Source organism: Variovorax sp. Soil_C_17, assembly GCF_057657265.1.
The window spans coordinates 1,163,403-1,182,230 of record NZ_JBDGIT010000001.1 but is presented as its reverse complement, the minus strand read 5'-3'; the positions used below and the strand labels follow the sequence as shown (position 1 = coordinate 1,182,230).

The window sequence follows — 18,828 nt, the reverse complement described above, 5'->3', positions numbered from 1 at the left end:
ATGGTGCGAGCCGGCGGCCGCGAAGTCCTTTCGCGGCAGTTTCGGCGTGTTTCGTTTTATTGCGGCGCGGCCGCGGGCGCCAGCAGGGCGGCCGGGTCGTCGGCCTCGAGCACCTGCTGCGTCCAGGCCTCGAGCTTGCTCGTGTCGGCGCGCAGCACCTCCTGCTTGACCGCGAGGATCTGCGAGGGGTGCATCGAGAAGCTGCGCAGGCCCATGCCCAGCAGCAGCCGCGTAAAGGCGACGTCGCCGGCCATCTCTCCGCACACGCTGACGCCCTTGCCCTGGCGCTGGCACTCGGCGATGGTCTCGGCGACCAGGCGCAGCACGGCCGGATGGGCCGGATCGTAGAGGTGGGCCACGGATTCGTCGGCGCGGTCGATGGCCAGCGTGTACTGGATCAGGTCGTTGGTGCCGATCGACAGGAAGTCGAAGTGCTTGAGGAAGATCTTGAGCGTCAGCGCCGCGGCCGGCACTTCGATCATGGCGCCCAGCTTGACCTTGCCGTGGACCACGCCGCGGTGATCGAGCTCGGCGCGCGCGAAGTCGATGAGCGCCAGCGTCTGGCGGATCTCGCTGGCGTGCGCGAGCATGGGGATGAGCATCAGGATCTCGCCATGCGCGGCCGCCCGCAGGATGGCGCGGATCTGGGTCAGGAACATCGCGGGGTCGGCCAGGCTCCAGCGGATGGCGCGCAGGCCGAGCGCGGGGTTGAGGTGCGCCTCGTCGTCGCGCACGGCCCGGCCATCCAGCGGCTTGTCGGCGCCCACGTCGATGGTGCGGATGGTGACCGGCATGCCCTGCATGCCCTCGATCGCGCGCCTGTAGGCCTGGTACTGCTCTTCTTCGTCGGGCAGGCGGGTCAGGCGCTGGGCCTCGCGGCCCATGAACAGGAACTCGCTGCGGAACAGGCCGACGCCGACCGCGCCGGCCTTGACGGCGCCCAGCGTGTCCTCGGGCATCTCGATGTTGGCGAGCAGGTCGACCTTCTGGCCATCGAGCGTGACGGCCGGCTTGTGGCGCAGGCGCGCCAGACGCCCGCGCTCGAGGTCGCCCTGGCGCTGCTTGAAGCCGTAGTCGGCCAGGATGATGGGAGAGGGATCGACGATCACCACGCCGGCATCGCCGTCGATGATGACCCAGTCGTCCTGCCGGACCAGCTGACTGGCGCTGCGCGCGCCGACCACGGCCGGGATGTCCATGCTGCGCGCGACGATCGCGGTGTGCGAGGTGCGCCCGCCCACGTCGGTGACGAAGCCGGCGAACACGCTCTTCTTGAACTGCAGCATGTCGGCCGGCGAGAGGTCGTGGGCGATCAGCACCAGCGGAGCGTCGATCGCATCGCGGGCGGTGGGATCGCTGTCGTCGTCCTCGTCGGTGCGCTTGCGCCGCGGCGGCGTCGGCGCCAGCACTGCGGCCGTGCCCTTCATGCGGTGCAGCAGGCGCTCGACCACCTGCTCGAGGTCGGCCTTGCGCTCGCGCAGGTATTCGTCCTCCATCTCGTCGAACTGGCGCGCGACCACCTCCAGCTGGGTGGTCAGCGCCCACTCGGCGTTGTAGAGACGCTCCACGATCCAGTGCTTGACGCCGCTGGTGAGCACCTCGTCCTGCAGCAGCATCAGGTGCACCTCGAGCAACGCGGCGAGCTCGTGCGGCGCATCGTTGGGGCCCATCAGCGCCACGCTGGCCTGCAGCTTCTGGAGTTCCTCGGCGACCGCGTTGCGCGCGATGCGCACCCGGTCGATCTCGGTTTCGACCTCTTCCGGCTTGATGAAGTAGTGAGCGACGTCGATGCGGCTCGACACGACGAGCACCGCGCGTCCGATGGCGATGCCACGGGCGACAGGCAAGCCATGGACAGCGAAGGTCATGGCTGCACCCTCAGGACGAAAGCGCGGGCAGCGCGCCGATCGAAGGCGAGAAAGCCTGGAGGTGAGCCATCTCTATTCGCCTTCCCCGAATTTGTCGTTCATCAATGCGACGATGGCGTCGAGCGCTTCCTGCTCCTGCTCGCCGTCCGTCTCGACGTCGACCGTCACCCCGACGCCCGCGGCCAGCATCATCACGCCCATGATGCTCTTGGCATTGACGCGGCGGTCCCCGCGCGCCAGCCAGACCTCGCATGGATAGCTGCCCGCGATCTTGGTGAGTTTGGCCGAGGCCCGTGCATGCAGGCCCAGCTTATTGCTGATGGTCACGGATTTCTTGATCACTGTGCTTTCTTCTTGCCTGGTTCTGGGGCGCCGCCACCGCCACCTGCATCACGCCCGCAGTGCCGCCGGTGAGCGCGCGCTGCACCAGCGTCTCCAGCGGTTCATTGCGGTAGCTTACGGCACGCAGCAGCATCGGCAGGTTGACGCCGGCCACCAGGCGCGAGCGCACGCCGTCGACCAGCTTCTGCGCCACGTTGCAAGGGGTGGCGCCGAACACGTCGGCCAGCACCAGCACCTGCGAGCGCGGCGTGTGCTGAAGCTGGGCCAGGGTGATGCGCGCGGCAGCCAGGGTTTCGTCGGGCGAGACGTTGGGCAGGACGTCGAGCGCCGCGATCGAGGATTCGCTGTCGGGGAACACATGCAGCGCGCATTGCCGCAACGCCTGGGCAAGCGGCGAGTGGGCGACGATGAAAATGCTGTTCATGCGGGTCAGGGGCTTGTTCGTCGATTATGCGGGGGCGCCCAAAGGAAGTAGAAATAAGATAACAAACAGCATCCCAGGAACAGCCCCAGTGCGCCCCGGAAAGCGCCGGGCGCATCGAAGCCGGCCCGGCCGAACAGGTCGACCAGCAGGCCGACACCCCACTGAACCACGAAAACGCCGAGAAACACCACGAGGTTGTACGCCGAGAGCGCCCGTCCGGCCAGAGCCGGGGGCAGCGCCATGGCGACGGCGGGCTGAGCCAGGGCGACGACGGTGGAACCGCAGAGAAAGACCATCCAGGCCAGCGTGCCCGCGGCCGGACCGAGCACCAGGATGGCGGCCAGTGCCAGCATGCTGAACGGCAGGCCCCAGCCGATCAGCCGGTCGGTGGGGACGCCGCGGCGCGCGAGCCAGGGCGTGGCGACGCCCCACAGCCAGTAGGTGACCAGCATCGCGATGCTGATCTGGAACAGCGCATCGGCCGCCTCGTGCGGCGCATAGCCTGCCACCCGGGTGAGCCAGGGAACGACCCAGAGCGTCAGCATGGCGACGAAGCCGCCGTAGTTGAAGAAGCCGAGGGGAACGAGCTTGCGGAAGAAGGGATCGCGCCAGACGGCGGAATAGCCCCCGTCCGAAGGGGCCGCAGAGGCCTCGCCGCCGGCCGGGCGCCACGCAGGCACGGCCCACGCGATCAACAGCATGGCGAGCAGCAGCCCGGCGGCGAGCAACCAGAAGAGCGGCCGCCATCCCGTGATGGGCATCAGCAGGCGCACGGGCAGCGTGGCACCCACCAGCCCCAGCGAACCGACCATCAGCATCCACGAATTGGCACGCAGCTGCAGCGGCGGATCGAACCACCGCCGATAGCCGGTCAGCGGCGCCATCAGGCAGGCGCTGACGCCTACGCCGGTGAGCACACGTGCCGCCATCAACACCCAGAACTGGGTCGCCGCCGAGAACAGCAGGCAGCCGGCCACGGCGGCCGACAGGAAGTACAGGATCACCCGCTTGGGACCATGACGGTCGAGCCAGGTGCCCATGGGCAGTTGGGTGAAGGCAAAGCCCAGGAAGTAGCCGCCGGCCAGCAGGCCGAGGTCGCGCGCGTGCAGCTCGAATTCCGCCGTCAGCGTGGGCGAGAGGGTGGCGGTGATGGCGCGGATCAGCGTGGAGAGGAAGTAGGCGAAGGCAAAAGCGAGGAAGACCGCCGCACAGCGCCCGTGCCCCGTGAGCAGGTCGCTCGCCCGGCAGCTCATGGGAGCCGCAGCCCTTCGAAGAAGACGCCCGGTGCCTCGGCCGATGCGGGGCGGCCCAGCACGGTCGCCTGATAGAGCGCCACTTTGCCGGCCCGCTGCTGGGCGAACCAGAGCATTTGGGCAGGCGCCGGGCCGCCCGCGCCTTGCTGCTGCGGCAGCTCGAAGCGCACCGGCGCCGGGGAGACCGCGGCTCGGGGGAGCGTGGCCGGCGTCTCGACGATCGCGGCGCCGGACAGCTGGCTGCGGGTGGCGGCGCGCCAGGCGCGCATCCACGCGTCGGCCTGGGCGGCGTCTTCGGCGGTGGCATGGGCCACTGCGAAAGTGGCGCCTCCGGCCTCGCAGCCTGTCATGTCGACCACCACCGATGCGCTGCCGCCGCCAAGGGGCAGGTTGCGCGTGGCGTGGTCGGGCTTGCAAGGCAGCAACGCAACCAGGCCATCGTCCGCGATCGGGACTTCGCGCCAGTTGAAAACGGGGTTGCAAGCGCCGAGCGCCGCTGTGAAGACGATGAGCGGCGCCCATCGGGAACGGAACGAAAGGGGCATCGGAGGCCGATTATCGAACCGCTCCTCCGCGCACCCTGCTGCGGAAGGCCCTCCGGCAGGCGCGGCCCGTCCTACGGAACTAAAATCCCCCCGCTCTGCTCCACCGCTGGCCCATGAAAAAGCTCGTCCCCGCCGCCGCAATCGCCATCGCCCTGGCTGTCGGCGTCGGCGTGTACCTCGATTCGGGCGTGTCGGCCGCGCCGGCCTCCACCTTCGTGCTGCTCGACGGCAGCAAGAAGAGCACGGACGATCTCAAGGGCAAGGTCACCCTCGTCAATTTCTGGGCCACCAGCTGCGTCACTTGCGTGGCCGAGATGCCCAAGGTGATCGCCACCTACGACAAGTACAAGGACCGCGGGTACGACACGCTGGCGGTGGCCATGAGCTACGACCCGCCCAGCTACGTGGTGAACTTCGCGCAAACGCGCAAGCTGCCCTTCAAGGTGGCGATCGACAACACCGGCGCGGTGGCCCAGGCCTGGGGCGACGTGAAGCTGACGCCCACCACCTACATCGTCAACAAGCGCGGCGAGATCGTGAAGCGCTACGTCGGCGAGCCCGATTTTGCCGAGTTGCACCGGCTGATCGAGAAGCTGCTGGCCGAAGCGTAGGCCGGCAGCGGGGCGGCGTCATTCGGCCGCGCTCCTTGCTTTATTTGCGACGGAAACTGTCGTGGCAGGACGTGCACGTCTCGCCCACCGCCGAGACCGCGGTCTTGAGCGCGTCCAGGTTGCCCGCCTTTGATGCAGCCTGCAGCTTGCCGGTCTCACTGATGAGCTTGTCGCTGAGCTCCTTGAACTTTGCCTGCTCCTTCCAGATCTCCGGCTTGGCCTTGCCGCCTTCCGTGCCGGGCGCAAAGCCGAGCCAGGGCAGCTTCGAGATCTCCGCCACCACATCGGCGTTCGCCGCCGCACTCGCGGCATCGTAGGGCGCGCGGCCGCTGGCCATGGCCCCCAGGCGGCTCATGTGATAGTTCTGGATGAACATCGCGCTCTGGCGATACTTGATGGCATCTTCGGTCTTGGCGAACTGGGCCAGGGCCGGCAGGCACAGCACGGCGCCGGTCGCGGCCAGGGTCAACGAGGCAAAGCGATTCATCGTGGTTCCTTGTTGTGGGGGAGCAGCGCCGCGGGAATGGCGGCGCGGGCCAGTTTAGGGTGGGGGGACGGCGCCTCATGCATAGCGACAACCCGTAGGCGCGGCGGCGCCGACTTTGCTAATCTGCGCCTTCCGACGCTTCGCGCCCAGCCTCTCCTCGATGCCCCCCGCCCTTGAGTCCGCCACGCGCCCCGCGAGCCTGGACGACGCCAGCGCGATCCGCACGCGTGTCTGGGACCTCCCGACGCGCGTGTTTCACTGGACCCTCACGGTGGCGGTGATCGGCCAGCTGGCGACCGGCTTCGGCGGGGTGATGGAGTGGCATTTCCGGATCGGCTACGCGGTGCTTTCGCTGCTGCTGTTTCGCGTGATCTGGGGCTTCGTCGGCGGACGCTGGTCGCGTTTCGCCTCCTTCATCTATTCGCCCGGCTCGGTGATGAACTACCTGCGCGGGCGCCCTCATCCGGACCATCTCATCGGGCACAGCCCGCTGGGCGCTTTCTCGGTGTTCGCGCTGCTGGCAATCCTGTCGCTGCAGGTGGCGACGGGCCTCGTGGCCGACGACGAAGTCATGTCGGCGGGGCCGCTCACGCGTTTCGTCTCGGGCGCGACGGTGAGCCTGGCCACGGGCTGGCACACCTTGTTGGGCAAGTGGATCGTGATCGCACTGGTCAGCCTGCACGTGCTGGCAGTGATCTTCTATGTGGCGGTCAAGGGCCATCGGCTGGTGCGGCCGATGATCTCCGGCGACAAGCTGGTCGCGGACGGCCGCGCTGCGCCGAGCCGCGACGACGCCGCGTCGCGCCTGCTGGCCTTGGCGGTGTTCGCGGCCTGCGCCGCCTTCGCGGCGTGGATCGCGTCGCTCAGAGCATGAGCCTTTCCGTCTCCCGCCCGCTTCCGCTCGAAGGTACGCCAGACATCGTGCTGGTGACGCCCGACGAGGCGCACGAACTGGAGGCGACGCGAGCGATCTTCAGGGACTACGCCGCCTCGCTGAACATCGACCTCTGCTTCCAGAACTTCGACGAGGAACTGGCCTCGCTGCCCGGCGACTATGCGGAGCCGCGCGGCGCGCTGCTGCTGGCGCTGGCGGATGCCGAGCGCCGGGGTGCGGCCGCGCCGCCGATCGACGCCCCGATCATCCGGCGCGCGCAGGGCGGCAAGGCCTACGTGGCCGGATGCTGTGCGCTGCGCCCCCTGGACACGGCCGACTATCCCAATGCCGCCGAGATGAAGCGGCTCTATGTGCGCCCCGCCTTCCGTGGCCTCGGGCTCGGCCGCCAGATGGCGGAGGCCATGCTGGATGTGGCGCGTGGCGCCGGCTATGCCTGCGTGCTGCTGGACACGCTGGACGACATGGAATCGGCCCGGGCCCTCTACGAAGACCTGGGCTTCGTCGAGGTGCCGCCTTACTATCACAACCCCATTCCGGGGGCGCACTACCTCAAGGTCGATCTCTGAGCCGGGGAAGGCTCAGCCGCGCGCCTGCTTCAGCAGCGTCTCGGCGTCGCTGACCTCGAACTTGCCGGGCCCTTCGACGTTGAGCGTGGCGACCTTGCCATCCTTCACCAGCATCGAATAGCGGTTGCTACGCACACCCATGCCGCGGGCCGTCAGGTCCAGCGTCAGTCCGGTCGCATTTGCAAACGCGCCGCTGCCGTCGGCCAGCATGCGCACCTTGGTGCCGGTCTTCTGGTCGCGCGCCCAAGCGCCCATGACGAAGGCGTCGTTGACGCTCACGCACCAGATCTCGTCGACGCCCGCTGCCTGGAGCGCCTCGTAATTCTGCACATAGCCCGGAACGTGCTTGGCCGAGCAAGTCGGCGTGAAGGCGCCAGGCAGGCCGAAGATCGCGATTGTCTTGCCCGCAGCGGCCTTGCTCACGTCGACCGGGTTGGGCCCGATGCTGCAGCCTTCGCCTTCGACCTCGGAATACTCCTGCAGGGTCGCGGAAGGAAGGGTGTCGCCGACTTGGATCATGGAAAGTGCTCCTGAAAAAGAAAAACGGCCCACATTGTGGGCCGCTTTCGCTGTGGCTGCGTTGCCGCTGTGCGATCAGACCAGCACGGCCTTCTCGACCAGGCGGGTCACCACCCAGTTCTTCGACTTGGAGATCGGCCGGCTCTCGGTGATCTCGATCATGTCGCCCATCTTGTACTCGCCCTTTTCATCGTGGGCGTGGTACTTGCTCGAGCGGATCACGATCTTGTCGTAGATCGGGTGCTTCACACGGCGTTCGACGAGCACCGTCACGGTCTTCTCGCGCTTGTCGCTGACCACCTTGCCGATCAGGGTGCGCTTGAGGGATTTTTTAGCTTCCGTCATGTTCACTCCTTACTTGGCGGCTTCTTGCTGCTTCTGCGCAAGAATGGTCTTGGCACGCGCGATGTCACGACGGGTGACGCGCAGCGTGGCTGTGTTCGACAGCTGTTGAGTGGCCTTCTGCATGCGCAGGCCGAAATGGGCCTTCTGCAGATCCTTGATTTCGGTCTGCAGCGCGGCGACGTCCTTGTCGCGCAGCGTTGCGGCCTTCGACACCTTGGCCGAAGCCGCCGCGTCCTTCTTCTTACGTGTTGCCATGAGTGTTCTCCTCGATCAGGCGCCGAGCTGGCGCGCGACGAAGGTGGTGCGCAGCGGCAGCTTGGCGGCAGCCAGGCGGAACGCTTCGCGGGCGAGTTCCTCGGGCACGCCGACGATCTCGTAGATCACCTTGCCGGGCTGGATTTCGGCCACGTAGTACTCGGGGTTGCCCTTGCCGTTACCCATCCGCACTTCGGCAGGCTTGGTGGAGATCGGCTTGTCGGGGAACACGCGAATCCAGATGCGGCCACCCCGCTTGACGTGACGCGAGATCGCGCGACGGGCGGCTTCGATCTGGCGCGCCGTCAGGCGGCCGCGGTCGATCGACTTGAGGCCGAAGTCACCGAAGGACACCGCGTTGCCGCGGGTCGCGATGCCGGTGTTGCGGCCCTTCTGTTCCTTGCGGAACTTTCTGCGTGCAGGTTGCAGCATGTTTGTTACTCCGTAGTTCTAAGACCGATCACTCGGTCTTGGAGCCGTCCGCTGCTGCAGCGGGCGCGGCTTTGCGGACGCGCTTAACGGCGGGTTTCGAGTCTGCACCCGGCTGTGCGCCGGTAGCTTCGGCGGGCTTGTCGCTGCCATCGGCCGGGGCGACATTGCCGCCCATTGGGCCGCGGGCACCGGCGCGGGGGCCGCGACGGTCCGAGCCCGGACGGTCGCCGGGGCGGCCGTCACGGCGCGGGCCACGCGGGCGGCGCTCTTCTTCGGGACGCGGGGTCTCGACGACCGGCAGGTCGTTGCGGCCCAGCGTGTCGCCCTTGTAGACCCAGACCTTGACGCCGATGACGCCGTAGGTGGTCTTGGCTTCGGAGGTCCCGTAGTCGATGTCGGCGCGCAGCGTGTGCAGCGGCACGCGGCCTTCGCGATACCACTCGGTGCGAGCGATTTCGATGCCGTTCAGGCGGCCAGCCGACATGATCTTGATGCCCTGAGCACCCAGACGCATGGCGTTCTGCATGGCGCGCTTCATGGCACGGCGGAACATGATGCGCTTCTCGAGCTGCTGCGTGATGCTGTCGGCGATCAGCTGTGCATCGATTTCAGGCTTGCGCACTTCCTCGATGTTCACGGCGACCGGCACGCCCAGCTGCTTGCCCAGTTCGCGCTTCAGGTTCTCGATGTCCTCGCCCTTCTTGCCGATCACGACGCCCGGACGTGCCGAGTAGATCGTGATGCGCGCGTTCTTGGCAGGGCGCTCGATCAGCACGCGCGACACGGACGCGTTCTTGAGCTTCTTCTTCAGGTACTCGCGCACCTTGATGTCTTCGGCCAGCATGCCCGCGAAGTCGCGGTTGCTCGCGTACCAACGGCTGGACCAGTTGCGGCTCACCGAGAGGCGGAAGCCGGTGGGGTGGATCTTCTGTCCCATATTCTTCCAGGCCTTCTTAGTTGCCGACCGTCACGTACACATGGCACGTCGGCTTGCTGATGCGATTGCCGCGGCCCTTGGCGCGCGCGGTGAAGCGCTTGAGCGTGGCGCCTTGCTCGACGTAGATGGTCTTGACCTTCAGCTCGTCGATGTCGGCACCGTCGTTGTGCTCGGCGTTGGCGATGGCCGACTCCAGCACCTTCTTCACGATCACGGCGGCCTTCTTCTGCGTGAACTGCAGGATGTTGAGCGCCTGATCGACCTTCTTGCCGCGGATCAGGTCGGCGACCAGACGGCCCTTGTCGACCGAAAGGCGGACGCCGCGGAGGACTGCACGTGTTTCAGACATGGTCGTTCCTTACTTCTTCTGGACTTTCTTGTCCGCGGGGTGCCCCTTGAACGTGCGCGTGAGCGCAAATTCGCCGAGCTTGTGACCGACCATCTGGTCGGTAATGTAGACAGGCACGTGCTGCTTGCCGTTGTGCACGGCGATGGTCAGGCCGATGAACTCGGGCAGGACCATCGAGCGGCGCGACCAGGTCTTGATCGGCTTCTTGTCCTTGTTCGTCACGGCCTTGTCGGCCTTGGCCACCAGGTGGTGGTCGACGAAGGGACCTTTTTTGAGAGAGCGAGTCATTGTGCTGTCCCTTACTTCTTGCGACGCGACACGATGAAGACCTGCGTGCGCTTGTTGTTGCGGGTGCGATAACCCTTGGTGAGATTGCCCCAGGGGTCGACAGGATGGCGGCCTTCGCCCGTCTTCCCTTCGCCGCCGCCGTGCGGGTGATCGACCGGGTTCATCACCACGCCGCGAACGGTCGGGCGGATACCCATCCAGCGCTTCACACCGGCCTTGCCGAGTTGGCGCAGGCTGTGCTCTTCGTTGGCGACTTCACCGATGGTTGCGCGGCACTCGACGTGCACGCGGCGCACTTCGCCCGAGCGCATGCGGACCTGGGCGTAGACGCCTTCACGGGCCAGCAGCGTGGCCGAGGTGCCGGCCGAGCGGGCGATCTGCGCGCCCTTGCCGGGCTGCAGCTCGATGCAGTGGATCGTGGAGCCCACGGGGATGTTGCGGATCGGCAGCGTGTTGCCGGCGCGGATCGGCGCTTCCGAGCCGCTCAGCAGCGTCGCGCCGGCTTCCAGGCCACGCGGGGCGATGATGTAGCGGCGCTCGCCGTCGGCGTAGCACACGAGCGCGATGTGGGCGGTGCGGTTCGGGTCGTACTCGATGCGTTCGACCTTGGCCGGGATGCCGTCCTTGTTGCGCACGAAGTCCACCACGCGATAGTGGTGCTTGTGGCCGCCGCCCTTGTGGCGTGTCGTGATGTGGCCGTTGTTGTTGCGGCCGGCCTTCTGGAACTGGGGCTCCAGAAGCGCTGCGTGCGGCGCACCCTTGTACAGGTGGTCCCGCGAGATCTTCACCGCGCCGCGCTGGCCCGGCGAAGTGGGTTTCATCTTGATGACGGCCATGATTAAGCGCCTTCCCCGACCAGGTTGAGCTCTTGACCAGGCTTGAGCGTCACGTAGGCCTTGCGAACGTTGTCGCGGCGGCCGACCGACTTGCCAAAGCGCTTGGTCTTGCCCTTGGTGTTGAGCACCGACACGCCCTTCACTTCGACCTTGAACATCAGTTCGACGGCCGCCTTGATCTCGGGCTTGGTGGCGTCCTGCAACACCTTGAAAGTGACTGCATTCGACTTCTCGCCGACCATCGTGGCCTTCTCGGACACGATCGGTGCGACCAGCACGTTCATCAGCCGACCTTCGTCGAACTGACGCTGCTGAGGCGTGGGATTCATGCGGCTCATGCGAACATCTCCTTGAGCTTGTCGACGGCGCCCTTGGTGACCAGCACCTTCTTGTAGTGGACCAGCGACACCGGATCGGCGTAACGCGGTTCGACCACGAGCACGTTCATCAGGTTGCGCGAGGCCAGGTACAGGTTCTCGTCGACTTCCTCGGCGATCACGAGCACGGACTCGAGGTTCATCGCCTTGAACTTGGCAGCCAGTGCCTTGGTCTTGGGCGAGTCGACCTTGATCGAATCGACCACGGCGATGCGGCCTTCGCGGGCGAGCTGCGAGAAGATGGACGCCATGCCGGCGCGGTACATCTTCTTGTTGATCTTCTGCGAGAAGTTCTCGTCAGGCATGTTCGGGAAGATGCGGCCACCCCCGCGCCACAGCGGCGAGGAAGTCATACCGGCACGGGCGCGGCCCGTTCCCTTTTGCTTGAACGGCTTCTTGGTCGAGTGCTTGACCTGCTCGCGGTCCTTCTGAGCGCGCGTGCCCTGGCGGGCATTGGCCTGATAGGCGACGACGACCTGGTGGACCAGGTCTTCGTTGTAGTCACGGCCGAACACGGTCTCGGGCGCGTCGTACTTGGACGCAGCCTGGCCTTGTTCGTTCAGGAGTTCGAGTTGCATTTCTTTTGCTCCTTAGGCCGCCGGCGTGGGCTTGGCCTTGACGGCCGGGCGCACGGTGACGAAGCCACCCTTGGCACCGGGAATCGCGCCCTTGATCAGAAGCAGCTGGCGCGCTTCGTCGATACGGATCACGTCGAGGTTCTGGGTGGTCACGGTGACGTCGCCCAGATGGCCCGTCATGCGCTTGCCCGGGAACACGCGACCCGGATCCTGCGCCATGCCGATGGAACCCGGCACGTTATGCGAACGGCTGTTGCCGTGCGAGGCGCGCTGCGAGCTCATGTTGTGGCGCTTGATGGTGCCGGCGTAGCCCTTGCCGATCGAGGTGCCCTGCACGTCGACCTTCTGGCCCACCGTGAACACGCTGCTCACGACGATGGCGCCGCCAGCCTTGTGCTGGGCGGCCGCATCGGCGGTGACGCGGAATTCCTGGATGATTTCGCCGGCTTCGACGCCAGCCTTGGCGAGATGACCTGCTTCGGGCTTGGTGACGCGCGACGCCTTGCGCGAGCCGAACGTCACTTGCAGTGCGACGTAGCCATCGGTCTCTTGGGATTTGATCTGGGTCACACGGTTGTTGGACACATCCACCACCGTGACGGGAACGGCATCCCCGTCATCGGTGAAGAGACGCATCATCCCCACCTTGCGGCCCAGCAACCCGAGGGAGTTGCTCAGACTCATGGTTTTTCTCCAAAACTCCCGCCGCTGTCACTTCAATTGGCGACAGCGTTTGGTATGCGGAAGAAGGTTGATAAAGCTCTGCGCCAAAGGCACCTGGAAGGCGCAAGTTGGGCAGAGCCGCAGATTATAGCCCGCGATAGTTCGAACGCGCAAGCCGCCGGCCGACCTGGCGGGCCGGGCTCGTCACTTCACCGGCATCGAGATGATCTTGTCGCCTTCGGGCGTCTGCTTCAGCCCGCTGCTGGCAGGCATGGCGGAAGGCGCCTTGCCGACTTGGACGGCGATCGAGGTCGCGCTGGTCGCGCCGTTCTGGGTGGTGAACACATGCAGGTAGCCCGTGCCATCGGCGTCGGGAATGACCTGAACGGTCAGGGTCGAGGTCTTACCGGCCGGCAAGGCGTGCGGGCCGGCCGAGCCGCCGATGGCCAGGCCGCCGTCGGCGCTCAGCTTGACCGTTCCGCCAGCAGGATCGCTGACGCCGTCGAAGCTCAGCACGACAGGGACCGCGCTACCGGCCTGCGGCGTGCCGTCGATGCGGTACTGAACGGCGATGCCCGAGCCGCCCGGCTTCGTCGGCGCGGCCGTCATCCCTTTGGGAGCGGCCTGCCCTGGCTTTGGATTGTGGGCACAGGCCTGCAAGGACACGCCCATGGCCAGCGCCGCAATGACCACGGCCCCGAGGCTGCGAGATGCACGCATGGCTGTGCTCCTTAATTGATGGTGACGGTGAAGCATGTGTTCGCCGACACGTTGTTGAAGTCGTTGAGCGCCAGAACGGCCTCGCCGGCGGACAGGCTCACAGCGCCCGATTCGCTGCCGACGGCCGTTGAAAGTCCCTGACCTGCGCGGCGCCCCTGGTAGACCACGAAATCCGGGTCAGTGCCGGGAGTGCCGCCGGCGACCGCGATGGTGACACTGTAGTTGCGTTGTGCCGGGGCGGTGAAGCGCAAGTAGGCGTAGCTGCCGAGCTTGTTGCCCGCACGGCCCGGATCGGCCTGGTTCGTCACGCAAGCCTGCGTACCGACACCAAGCGTCGCCGTCCTGTACATGGGGAGAGCGAAGCTGCCGAGTCCGCCACTGTTCGTCTCGTTATCGGCAAATTGATTGTTCGGTACCGCAATGCCTTGTCCAACCAACAGTGCGTTCAGCGCCGAGGCACTCCCGGGTGCCGCGGCATTGAAGGCCACGGAGAAGGGATGGATCGAGGTCACCGCCGTGCTCGTCTTGAAAGAGCCGGTGAGCGCGTCGTGGATCGGCTTGAAGCCGACCTGGCTGTTGAGATTCCAGAAGATGGACTGGATCGAGGCCTCTCGGAACCAGCCGGGATTGGACGTCGTTCCCGTGGTCAGATCGAGGTTGGACCCAAGGGCCTGATTCGCTCCGGTCGAATCCGTGTAGTTGCTGCGTGCCAGGGCAATGCCCGACCACGCATTCCCCCAGCCCTCCGAGAAGGCCAGGCGGCGATCCAGCAGTTCGCTCAACGAATGACTGCCGCCGGGCGAGTCGTCACGGCTGAACGCCGACTGGTAGTAGTGCCCCCATTCGTGTGCCACCACCGAATTGTCGTATTCGTCGGTATCGACGTTCTCCTTGCCCAGCACGTAGATGGCACGCACTGCACCCGCCGCGCTCGAACTGGTGAAGAAGGTCGTTCCGATCTGGCCGATCGCGGGATTACCGGAAGCCGGCACATTGTTGACGCTCCAGTAAACGCGCAGCGGCGGAAATGCGGTGTTCGATGCAACCGACAGGACTTTGGTCTGGGTCGCGTAAACGGTGTCGAGCACTGCGAACGGGCCGGCGACGCGGGCCGAGCCGTAGCTCGAGCCGTTCCAGCCGGAGGGTGCGTGGACGTTGCGCGTCACCGCCGCGCCACCGGTCGAGAAGCTCTCGCTGGCCATCGAGTAGAGGGCATCGCTCTGGGTGTTGTCGCGCACGCTGACATCCCAGCTCGCCCCGGAGCCGGTCTGCAGCATCTGGGCCTTGACGCGCACGCTGATGGTCGTGTTGGCGGGCACGGTGGCGGAATAAGCGCCGTTGCCATCGGTGGCAGTGCTGGTCAGCACGGCTCCATTGGCATCGAGGACTTCGACGACGGCGCCACGAACGGGCTTGGCGCTCAGGTTGCCGTAATTCAGCCCACCGGTGGTGTTGGGCACAGAATCAAAAGTCACGTTGCCGTTCAAGGTCACGGTTGTTGCAGCCGGCAAGCCCGCGATCGGGAAGAAGCCGCCACCGCCGCCACCCCCACCGCCGCATGCGCCGAGCACGACTACGGCAACGACTGCCGAGCTCCGCAGGAACCAAGTCTTCATGATCTGTCACCCCACAGAGCATCCATGCCCGGCCGATCGCCGTCGACGAAGGATGCCACATTCACAAGTCAAAAAATAAGCCCACCAGCGCTTCCGCGGGCGGGCCTATTCCTACAAAGCCGGTGTGGCTTTTTACTGCAGCTTGATCTCGACGTCGACTCCGGCCGGCAGATCGAGCTTCATCAGCGCGTCCACGGTCTTGTCGGTCGGATCGACGATGTCCATCAGGCGCTGATGCGTGCGGATTTCGAACTGGTCGCGGCTCGTCTTGTTGACGTGCGGCGAACGCAGGATGTCGAAACGCTTCATGCGGGTCGGCAGGGGCACGGGGCCCTTGACGATCGCCCCGGTGCGCTTGGCAGTGTCCACGATCTCGGCAGCCGACTGGTCGATCAGCTTGTAGTCGAACGCCTTCAGGCGGATGCGGATTTTTTGCTTGGTGGCCATGATGCTTCCTTTGCGTTCGATCAGATGTCGAGGATCTTCGCCACGACGCCCGAGCCCACGGTGCGGCCGCCCTCGCGAATGGCGAAGCGCAGGCCTTCTTCCATGGCGATGGGGTTGATCAGCTTCACCGTGATGGACACGTTGTCGCCGGGCATGACCATCTCCTTGTCCGCGGGCAGCTCGATCGCACCGGTCACGTCGGTGGTGCGGAAGTAGAACTGCGGACGGTAATTGTTGAAGAACGGCGTGTGGCGCCCGCCCTCGTCCTTGCTCAGCACATACACCTCGGCGGTAAAGTGGGTGTGGGGCTTGATGGAGCCCGGCTTGCACAGCACCTGGCCGCGCTCGACTTCCTCGCGCTTGGTGCCGCGCAGCAGCACGCCGACGTTGTCGCCGGCCTGGCCCTGGTCGAGCAGCTTGCGGAACATTTCCACGCCGGTGCAGGTGGTCTTCTGGGTCGGGCGAATGCCCACGATCTCGATTTCCTCGCCGACCTTGATGACACCGCGCTCCACAGCGCCGGTCACCACCGTGCCGCGCCCGGAGATGGAGAAGACGTCTTCCACGGGCATCAGGAAGGTGCCGTCCACGGCGCGCTCGGGGGTGGGAATGTAGGTGTCCAGGGCTTCGGCCAGCTTCATGATGGAGCCTTCGCCGAGCTCGCCCTTGTCGCCTTCCAGCGCCAGCTTGGCCGAGCCGTGGATGATGGGGGTGTCGTCGCCGGGGAACTCGTACTTGTCGAGCAGCTCGCGCACTTCCATCTCGACGAGCTCCAGCAGCTCCTTGTCGTCGACCATGTCGCACTTGTTGAGGTAGACGATGATGTAGCCCACACCCACCTGGCGCGCCAGCAGGATGTGCTCGCGCGTTTGGGGCATGGGGCCGTCGGCAGCGGAGCACACGAGGATGGCGCCGTCCATCTGGGCGGCACCGGTGATCATGTTCTTGACGTAGTCGGCGTGGCCGGGGCAGTCGACGTGGGCGTAGTGGCGGTTGGCCGTCTCGTACTCGACGTGCGCGGTGTTGATGGTGATGCCGCGCGCCTTTTCTTCGGGCGCCGCATCGATCTGGTCGTAGGCCTTGGCTTCACCGCCGAACTTGCTCGACAGCACCGTGGCAATGGCCGCCGTCAGGGTGGTCTTGCCGTGGTCCACGTGACCGATCGTGCCCACATTCACGTGCGGCTTCGTGCGGGTGAATTTTCCTTTTGCCATTTTCAATCCTTGAAAGAGCGCGCCCGTGTGTTGGTTTTACGTCTGCATCCTGTTGCTGATTCCTTCGCCACGGGCAACGAAGGGCACAGGATCGCAGACAGAACTGAGGCGAGAACGAGAACGGCCAGGCCGCTCTCGCCCTCCTGGGGACGCACGTTTACTTGGTGCGTGCAGCGACGATGGCTTCGGCAACGTTGCGCGGGGCTTCCGCGTACTGCTTGAACTCCATCGTGTAGGTGGCACGGCCTTGCGACATCGAACGCAAGGTGGTCGAGTAGCCGAACATCTCCGACAGCGGAACTTCGGCCTTGATGGTCTTGCCGCCGCCGACCATGTCATCCATGCCCTGCACCATGCCGCGGCGGGACGACAGGTCACCCATCACATTGCCGGCATAGTCTTCAGGCGTCTCGACTTCCACGGCCATCATCGGCTCGAGGATGACGGGGCTGGCCTTGCGAGCACCCTCCTTGAAGCCGAAGATGGCGGCCATCTTGAAGGCCATTTCGTTCGAGTCCACATCGTGGTACGAGCCGAAGTGCAGCGTGACCTTGACGTCCACCACCGGGTAGCCGGCCAGCACGCCTTGCGTCAGCGCTTCCTGCACGCCCTTTTCCACCGCGGGGATGTACTCGCGGGGCACCACGCCGCCCTTGATGGCGTCGACGAACTCGAAGCCCTTGCCGGCTTCCTGCGGCTCGATCTTGAGCACGACGTGGCCATATTGGCCCTTGCCGCCCGACTGGCGCACGAACTTGCCTTCGGCTTCTTCGACGGTCTTGCGGATGGTCTCGCGGTACGCCACTTGCGGCTTGCCCACGTTGGCCTCCACGCCGAACTCGCGCTTCATGCGGTCCACGATGATTTCGAGGTGCAGTTCGCCCATGCCAGAAATGATGGTCTGGCCCGATTCCTCGTCGGTCTTGACACGGAACGAGGGGTCTTCCTGCGCGAGGCGCTGCAGGGCAATGCCCATCTTTTCCTGGTCGGCCTTGGTCTTGGGCTCGACAGCCTGCGAAATCACCGACTCGGGGAACACCATGCGCTCGAGCGTGACGACGGCATCCGGATCACACAGGGTTTCGCCCGTGGTCACTTCCTTCAGGCCCACGCACGCGGCGATGTCGCCGGCGCGGATTTCGCTGACTTCTTCGCGATTGTTGGCGTGCATCTGCACGATGCGGCCGATGCGCTCCTTTTTGCCGCGCACCGGGTTGAAGACGCTGTCGCCCTTGGACAGCACACCCGAGTACACGCGCACGAAGGTGAGCTGGCCCACGAACGGGTCGGTCATCAGCTTGAACGCGAGGGCCGAGAACTTCTCTTCGTCGGCGGCCTTGCGCACCACCGGCGCCTCGTCCTCGTCGGTGCCGGCGACCGGGGGAATGTCGGTCGGCGCGGGCATGTATTCGACGACGGCGTCGAGCATGGCCTGCACGCCCTTGTTCTTGAATGCCGAGCCGCACAGCATCGGCTGGATCTCGCCGGCGATGGTGCGCGCGCGGATGGCCTTCTTGATTTCTTCCTCGGACAGCGTTTCGCCTTCCAGGTACTTGTTCATCAGCTCTTCGCTGGACTCGGCTGCGGCCTCGACGAGCTTCTCGTGGTACTCCTTGCAGACGTCGAGCAGGTCGGCGGGAATCTCGCCGTAGGTGAAGGTCACGCCCTTGTCCTCGTCCCAGATGATGGCCTTCATCTTCACGAGGTCGACGATGCCCTGGAACTTGTCCTCGGCGCCGATCGGGATCTGGATCACGACCGGGTTGGCCTTCAGGCGGTCGATCATCATCTGGCGCACGCGCAGGAAGTTGGCCCCGGTGCGGTCCATCTTGTTGACGAAAGCGAGGCGCGGCACCTTGTACTTGTTGGCCTGGCGCCAGACGGTTTCCGACTGGGGCTGCACGCCGCCCACGGCGTCATAAACCATCACGGCGCCGTCGAGCACGCGCATCGAGCGCTCGACCTCGATGGTGAAGTCGACGTGGCCCGGGGTGTCGATGATGTTGATGCGGTGCTCGGGGAAATTCTGCGCCATGCCCTTCCAGAAGCAGGTGGTGGCAGCCGAGGTGATGGTGATACCGCGCTCTTGCTCCTGCTCCATCCAGTCCATCGTGGCAGCACCGTCGTGCACTTCACCGATTTTGTGGTTCACACCCGTGTAGAACAGGATGCGCTCGGTGGTGGTGGTCTTGCCGGCGTCGATGTGCGCAGAGATACCGATGTTGCGGTAGCGCTCGATGGGGGTCTTGCGGGACATGAAA

General features: G+C 65.7%; 25 protein-coding genes. 3 read left to right on the top strand and 22 right to left on the bottom strand.

From position 1 onward, the window contains the following. Positions 1 to 56: 56 nt before the first annotated feature. The 5 genes from ptsP to AC3A6Y_RS05660 all read right to left on the bottom strand — a co-directional run bounded on the left by ptsP (position 57) and on the right by AC3A6Y_RS05660 (position 4,432). Positions 57 to 1,868, bottom strand: coding sequence for a phosphoenolpyruvate--protein phosphotransferase (gene ptsP / locus AC3A6Y_RS05680; RefSeq protein WP_487867236.1), 1,812 nt, complete (start codon positions 1,866 to 1,868; stop codon positions 57 to 59). A 72-nt stretch (positions 1,869 to 1,940) separates the two neighbouring features. Next, positions 1,941 to 2,210: an HPr family phosphocarrier protein gene (locus AC3A6Y_RS05675; RefSeq protein WP_487867235.1), complete on the bottom strand. Its 270-nt coding sequence runs from the start codon at positions 2,208 to 2,210 to the stop codon at positions 1,941 to 1,943. Further along, positions 2,179 to 2,634, bottom strand: a complete 456-nt coding sequence (locus AC3A6Y_RS05670; RefSeq protein ID WP_487867234.1) for a PTS sugar transporter subunit IIA — start codon at positions 2,632 to 2,634, stop codon at positions 2,179 to 2,181. The genes AC3A6Y_RS05675 and AC3A6Y_RS05670 overlap by 32 nt, the downstream gene beginning before the upstream one ends. A gap of 5 nt (positions 2,635 to 2,639) precedes the next feature. Further along, complete coding sequence (locus AC3A6Y_RS05665) at positions 2,640 to 3,887, bottom strand: MFS transporter (RefSeq protein ID WP_487867233.1); 1,248 nt, start codon at positions 3,885 to 3,887, stop codon at positions 2,640 to 2,642. Beyond that, a complete protein-coding gene (locus tag AC3A6Y_RS05660; protein WP_487867232.1) occupies positions 3,884 to 4,432 on the bottom strand; it encodes a hypothetical protein in 549 nt (182 codons plus the stop codon). Before AC3A6Y_RS05660 ends, AC3A6Y_RS05665 begins: the two co-directional genes overlap by 4 nt. 113 nt (positions 4,433 to 4,545) lie before the next feature. Here AC3A6Y_RS05660 and AC3A6Y_RS05655 point away from each other — a divergent pair, with 113 nt between their 5' ends. Continuing rightward, positions 4,546 to 5,043 (top strand): TlpA disulfide reductase family protein, encoded by a 498-nt coding sequence (locus AC3A6Y_RS05655; protein WP_487867231.1) that lies wholly within the window; start codon positions 4,546 to 4,548, stop codon positions 5,041 to 5,043. A 40-nt stretch (positions 5,044 to 5,083) separates the two neighbouring features. Here AC3A6Y_RS05655 and AC3A6Y_RS05650 read toward each other — a convergent pair whose 3' ends face one another. Next, positions 5,084 to 5,530: a c-type cytochrome gene (locus AC3A6Y_RS05650; protein ID WP_487867230.1), complete on the bottom strand. Its 447-nt coding sequence runs from the start codon at positions 5,528 to 5,530 to the stop codon at positions 5,084 to 5,086. Between the two features lie 160 nt (positions 5,531 to 5,690). Between AC3A6Y_RS05650 and AC3A6Y_RS05645 the strand changes: the two genes are divergently transcribed. Both AC3A6Y_RS05645 and AC3A6Y_RS05640 read left to right on the top strand, forming a co-directional pair. Then, positions 5,691 to 6,404, top strand: coding sequence for a cytochrome b/b6 domain-containing protein (locus tag AC3A6Y_RS05645; protein WP_487867229.1), 714 nt, complete (start codon positions 5,691 to 5,693; stop codon positions 6,402 to 6,404). Then, the gene (locus AC3A6Y_RS05640; protein WP_487867228.1) at positions 6,401 to 6,991 is read left to right on the top strand and encodes a GNAT family N-acetyltransferase; all 591 of its coding nucleotides are present in this window, start codon (positions 6,401 to 6,403) and stop codon (positions 6,989 to 6,991) included. The genes AC3A6Y_RS05645 and AC3A6Y_RS05640 overlap by 4 nt, the downstream gene beginning before the upstream one ends. A gap of 12 nt (positions 6,992 to 7,003) precedes the next feature. Here AC3A6Y_RS05640 and AC3A6Y_RS05635 read toward each other — a convergent pair whose 3' ends face one another. The 16 genes from AC3A6Y_RS05635 to fusA form a co-directional block, all read right to left on the bottom strand. Then, on the bottom strand, positions 7,004 to 7,510 hold the full coding sequence (locus AC3A6Y_RS05635; RefSeq protein WP_487867227.1) for a redoxin family protein: 507 nt from the start codon (positions 7,508 to 7,510) through the stop codon (positions 7,004 to 7,006). Between the two features lie 75 nt (positions 7,511 to 7,585). Continuing rightward, positions 7,586 to 7,855: a 30S ribosomal protein S17 gene (gene rpsQ / locus AC3A6Y_RS05630; protein ID WP_487867226.1), complete on the bottom strand. Its 270-nt coding sequence runs from the start codon at positions 7,853 to 7,855 to the stop codon at positions 7,586 to 7,588. A 9-nt stretch (positions 7,856 to 7,864) separates the two neighbouring features. Continuing rightward, a complete protein-coding gene (gene rpmC, locus AC3A6Y_RS05625; RefSeq protein WP_106560633.1) occupies positions 7,865 to 8,068 on the bottom strand; it encodes a 50S ribosomal protein L29 in 204 nt (67 codons plus the stop codon). Between the two features lie 57 nt (positions 8,069 to 8,125). Next, entirely contained in the window at positions 8,126 to 8,542 is a 417-nt protein-coding gene (rplP, locus tag AC3A6Y_RS05620) for a 50S ribosomal protein L16 (RefSeq protein ID WP_068674864.1), read from the bottom strand. 28 nt (positions 8,543 to 8,570) lie between these two features. After that, positions 8,571 to 9,479, bottom strand: a complete 909-nt coding sequence (rpsC, locus tag AC3A6Y_RS05615) for a 30S ribosomal protein S3 (protein WP_106560606.1) — start codon at positions 9,477 to 9,479, stop codon at positions 8,571 to 8,573. A gap of 16 nt (positions 9,480 to 9,495) precedes the next feature. Next, entirely contained in the window at positions 9,496 to 9,828 is a 333-nt protein-coding gene (gene rplV / locus AC3A6Y_RS05610; RefSeq protein ID WP_019657678.1) for a 50S ribosomal protein L22, read from the bottom strand. 9 nt (positions 9,829 to 9,837) lie between these two features. Continuing rightward, on the bottom strand, positions 9,838 to 10,116 hold the full coding sequence (rpsS, locus tag AC3A6Y_RS05605; protein ID WP_062478874.1) for a 30S ribosomal protein S19: 279 nt from the start codon (positions 10,114 to 10,116) through the stop codon (positions 9,838 to 9,840). Positions 10,117 to 10,127: 11 nt separating this feature from the next. Then, a complete protein-coding gene (gene rplB, locus AC3A6Y_RS05600) occupies positions 10,128 to 10,952 on the bottom strand; it encodes a 50S ribosomal protein L2 (protein ID WP_028250945.1) in 825 nt (274 codons plus the stop codon). A 2-nt stretch (positions 10,953 to 10,954) separates the two neighbouring features. Beyond that, positions 10,955 to 11,281 carry a 50S ribosomal protein L23 gene (rplW, locus tag AC3A6Y_RS05595; protein ID WP_487867800.1) on the bottom strand — a complete coding sequence of 109 codons (327 nt, stop codon included), beginning with the start codon at positions 11,279 to 11,281 and terminating at the stop codon, positions 10,955 to 10,957. 5 nt (positions 11,282 to 11,286) lie between these two features. Then, a complete protein-coding gene (rplD, locus tag AC3A6Y_RS05590; RefSeq protein ID WP_106560604.1) occupies positions 11,287 to 11,907 on the bottom strand; it encodes a 50S ribosomal protein L4 in 621 nt (206 codons plus the stop codon). Between the two features lie 12 nt (positions 11,908 to 11,919). Continuing rightward, the gene (gene rplC / locus AC3A6Y_RS05585; protein ID WP_487867225.1) at positions 11,920 to 12,591 is read right to left on the bottom strand and encodes a 50S ribosomal protein L3; all 672 of its coding nucleotides are present in this window, start codon (positions 12,589 to 12,591) and stop codon (positions 11,920 to 11,922) included. 183 nt (positions 12,592 to 12,774) lie between these two features. Next, positions 12,775 to 13,290 (bottom strand): hypothetical protein, encoded by a 516-nt coding sequence (locus AC3A6Y_RS05580; protein WP_487867224.1) that lies wholly within the window; start codon positions 13,288 to 13,290, stop codon positions 12,775 to 12,777. Positions 13,291 to 13,301: 11 nt separating this feature from the next. Continuing rightward, on the bottom strand, positions 13,302 to 14,906 hold the full coding sequence (locus AC3A6Y_RS05575; RefSeq protein WP_487867223.1) for a hypothetical protein: 1,605 nt from the start codon (positions 14,904 to 14,906) through the stop codon (positions 13,302 to 13,304). Positions 14,907 to 15,038: 132 nt separating this feature from the next. Then, the gene (rpsJ, locus tag AC3A6Y_RS05570; RefSeq protein ID WP_028250951.1) at positions 15,039 to 15,353 is read right to left on the bottom strand and encodes a 30S ribosomal protein S10; all 315 of its coding nucleotides are present in this window, start codon (positions 15,351 to 15,353) and stop codon (positions 15,039 to 15,041) included. A 20-nt stretch (positions 15,354 to 15,373) separates the two neighbouring features. Then, positions 15,374 to 16,567: an elongation factor Tu gene (tuf, locus tag AC3A6Y_RS05565; protein WP_487867222.1), complete on the bottom strand. Its 1,194-nt coding sequence runs from the start codon at positions 16,565 to 16,567 to the stop codon at positions 15,374 to 15,376. Positions 16,568 to 16,724: 157 nt separating this feature from the next. Then, the gene (gene fusA, locus AC3A6Y_RS05560) at positions 16,725 to 18,824 is read right to left on the bottom strand and encodes an elongation factor G (RefSeq protein WP_487867221.1); all 2,100 of its coding nucleotides are present in this window, start codon (positions 18,822 to 18,824) and stop codon (positions 16,725 to 16,727) included. Between the last annotated feature and the right edge of the window lie 4 nt (positions 18,825 to 18,828).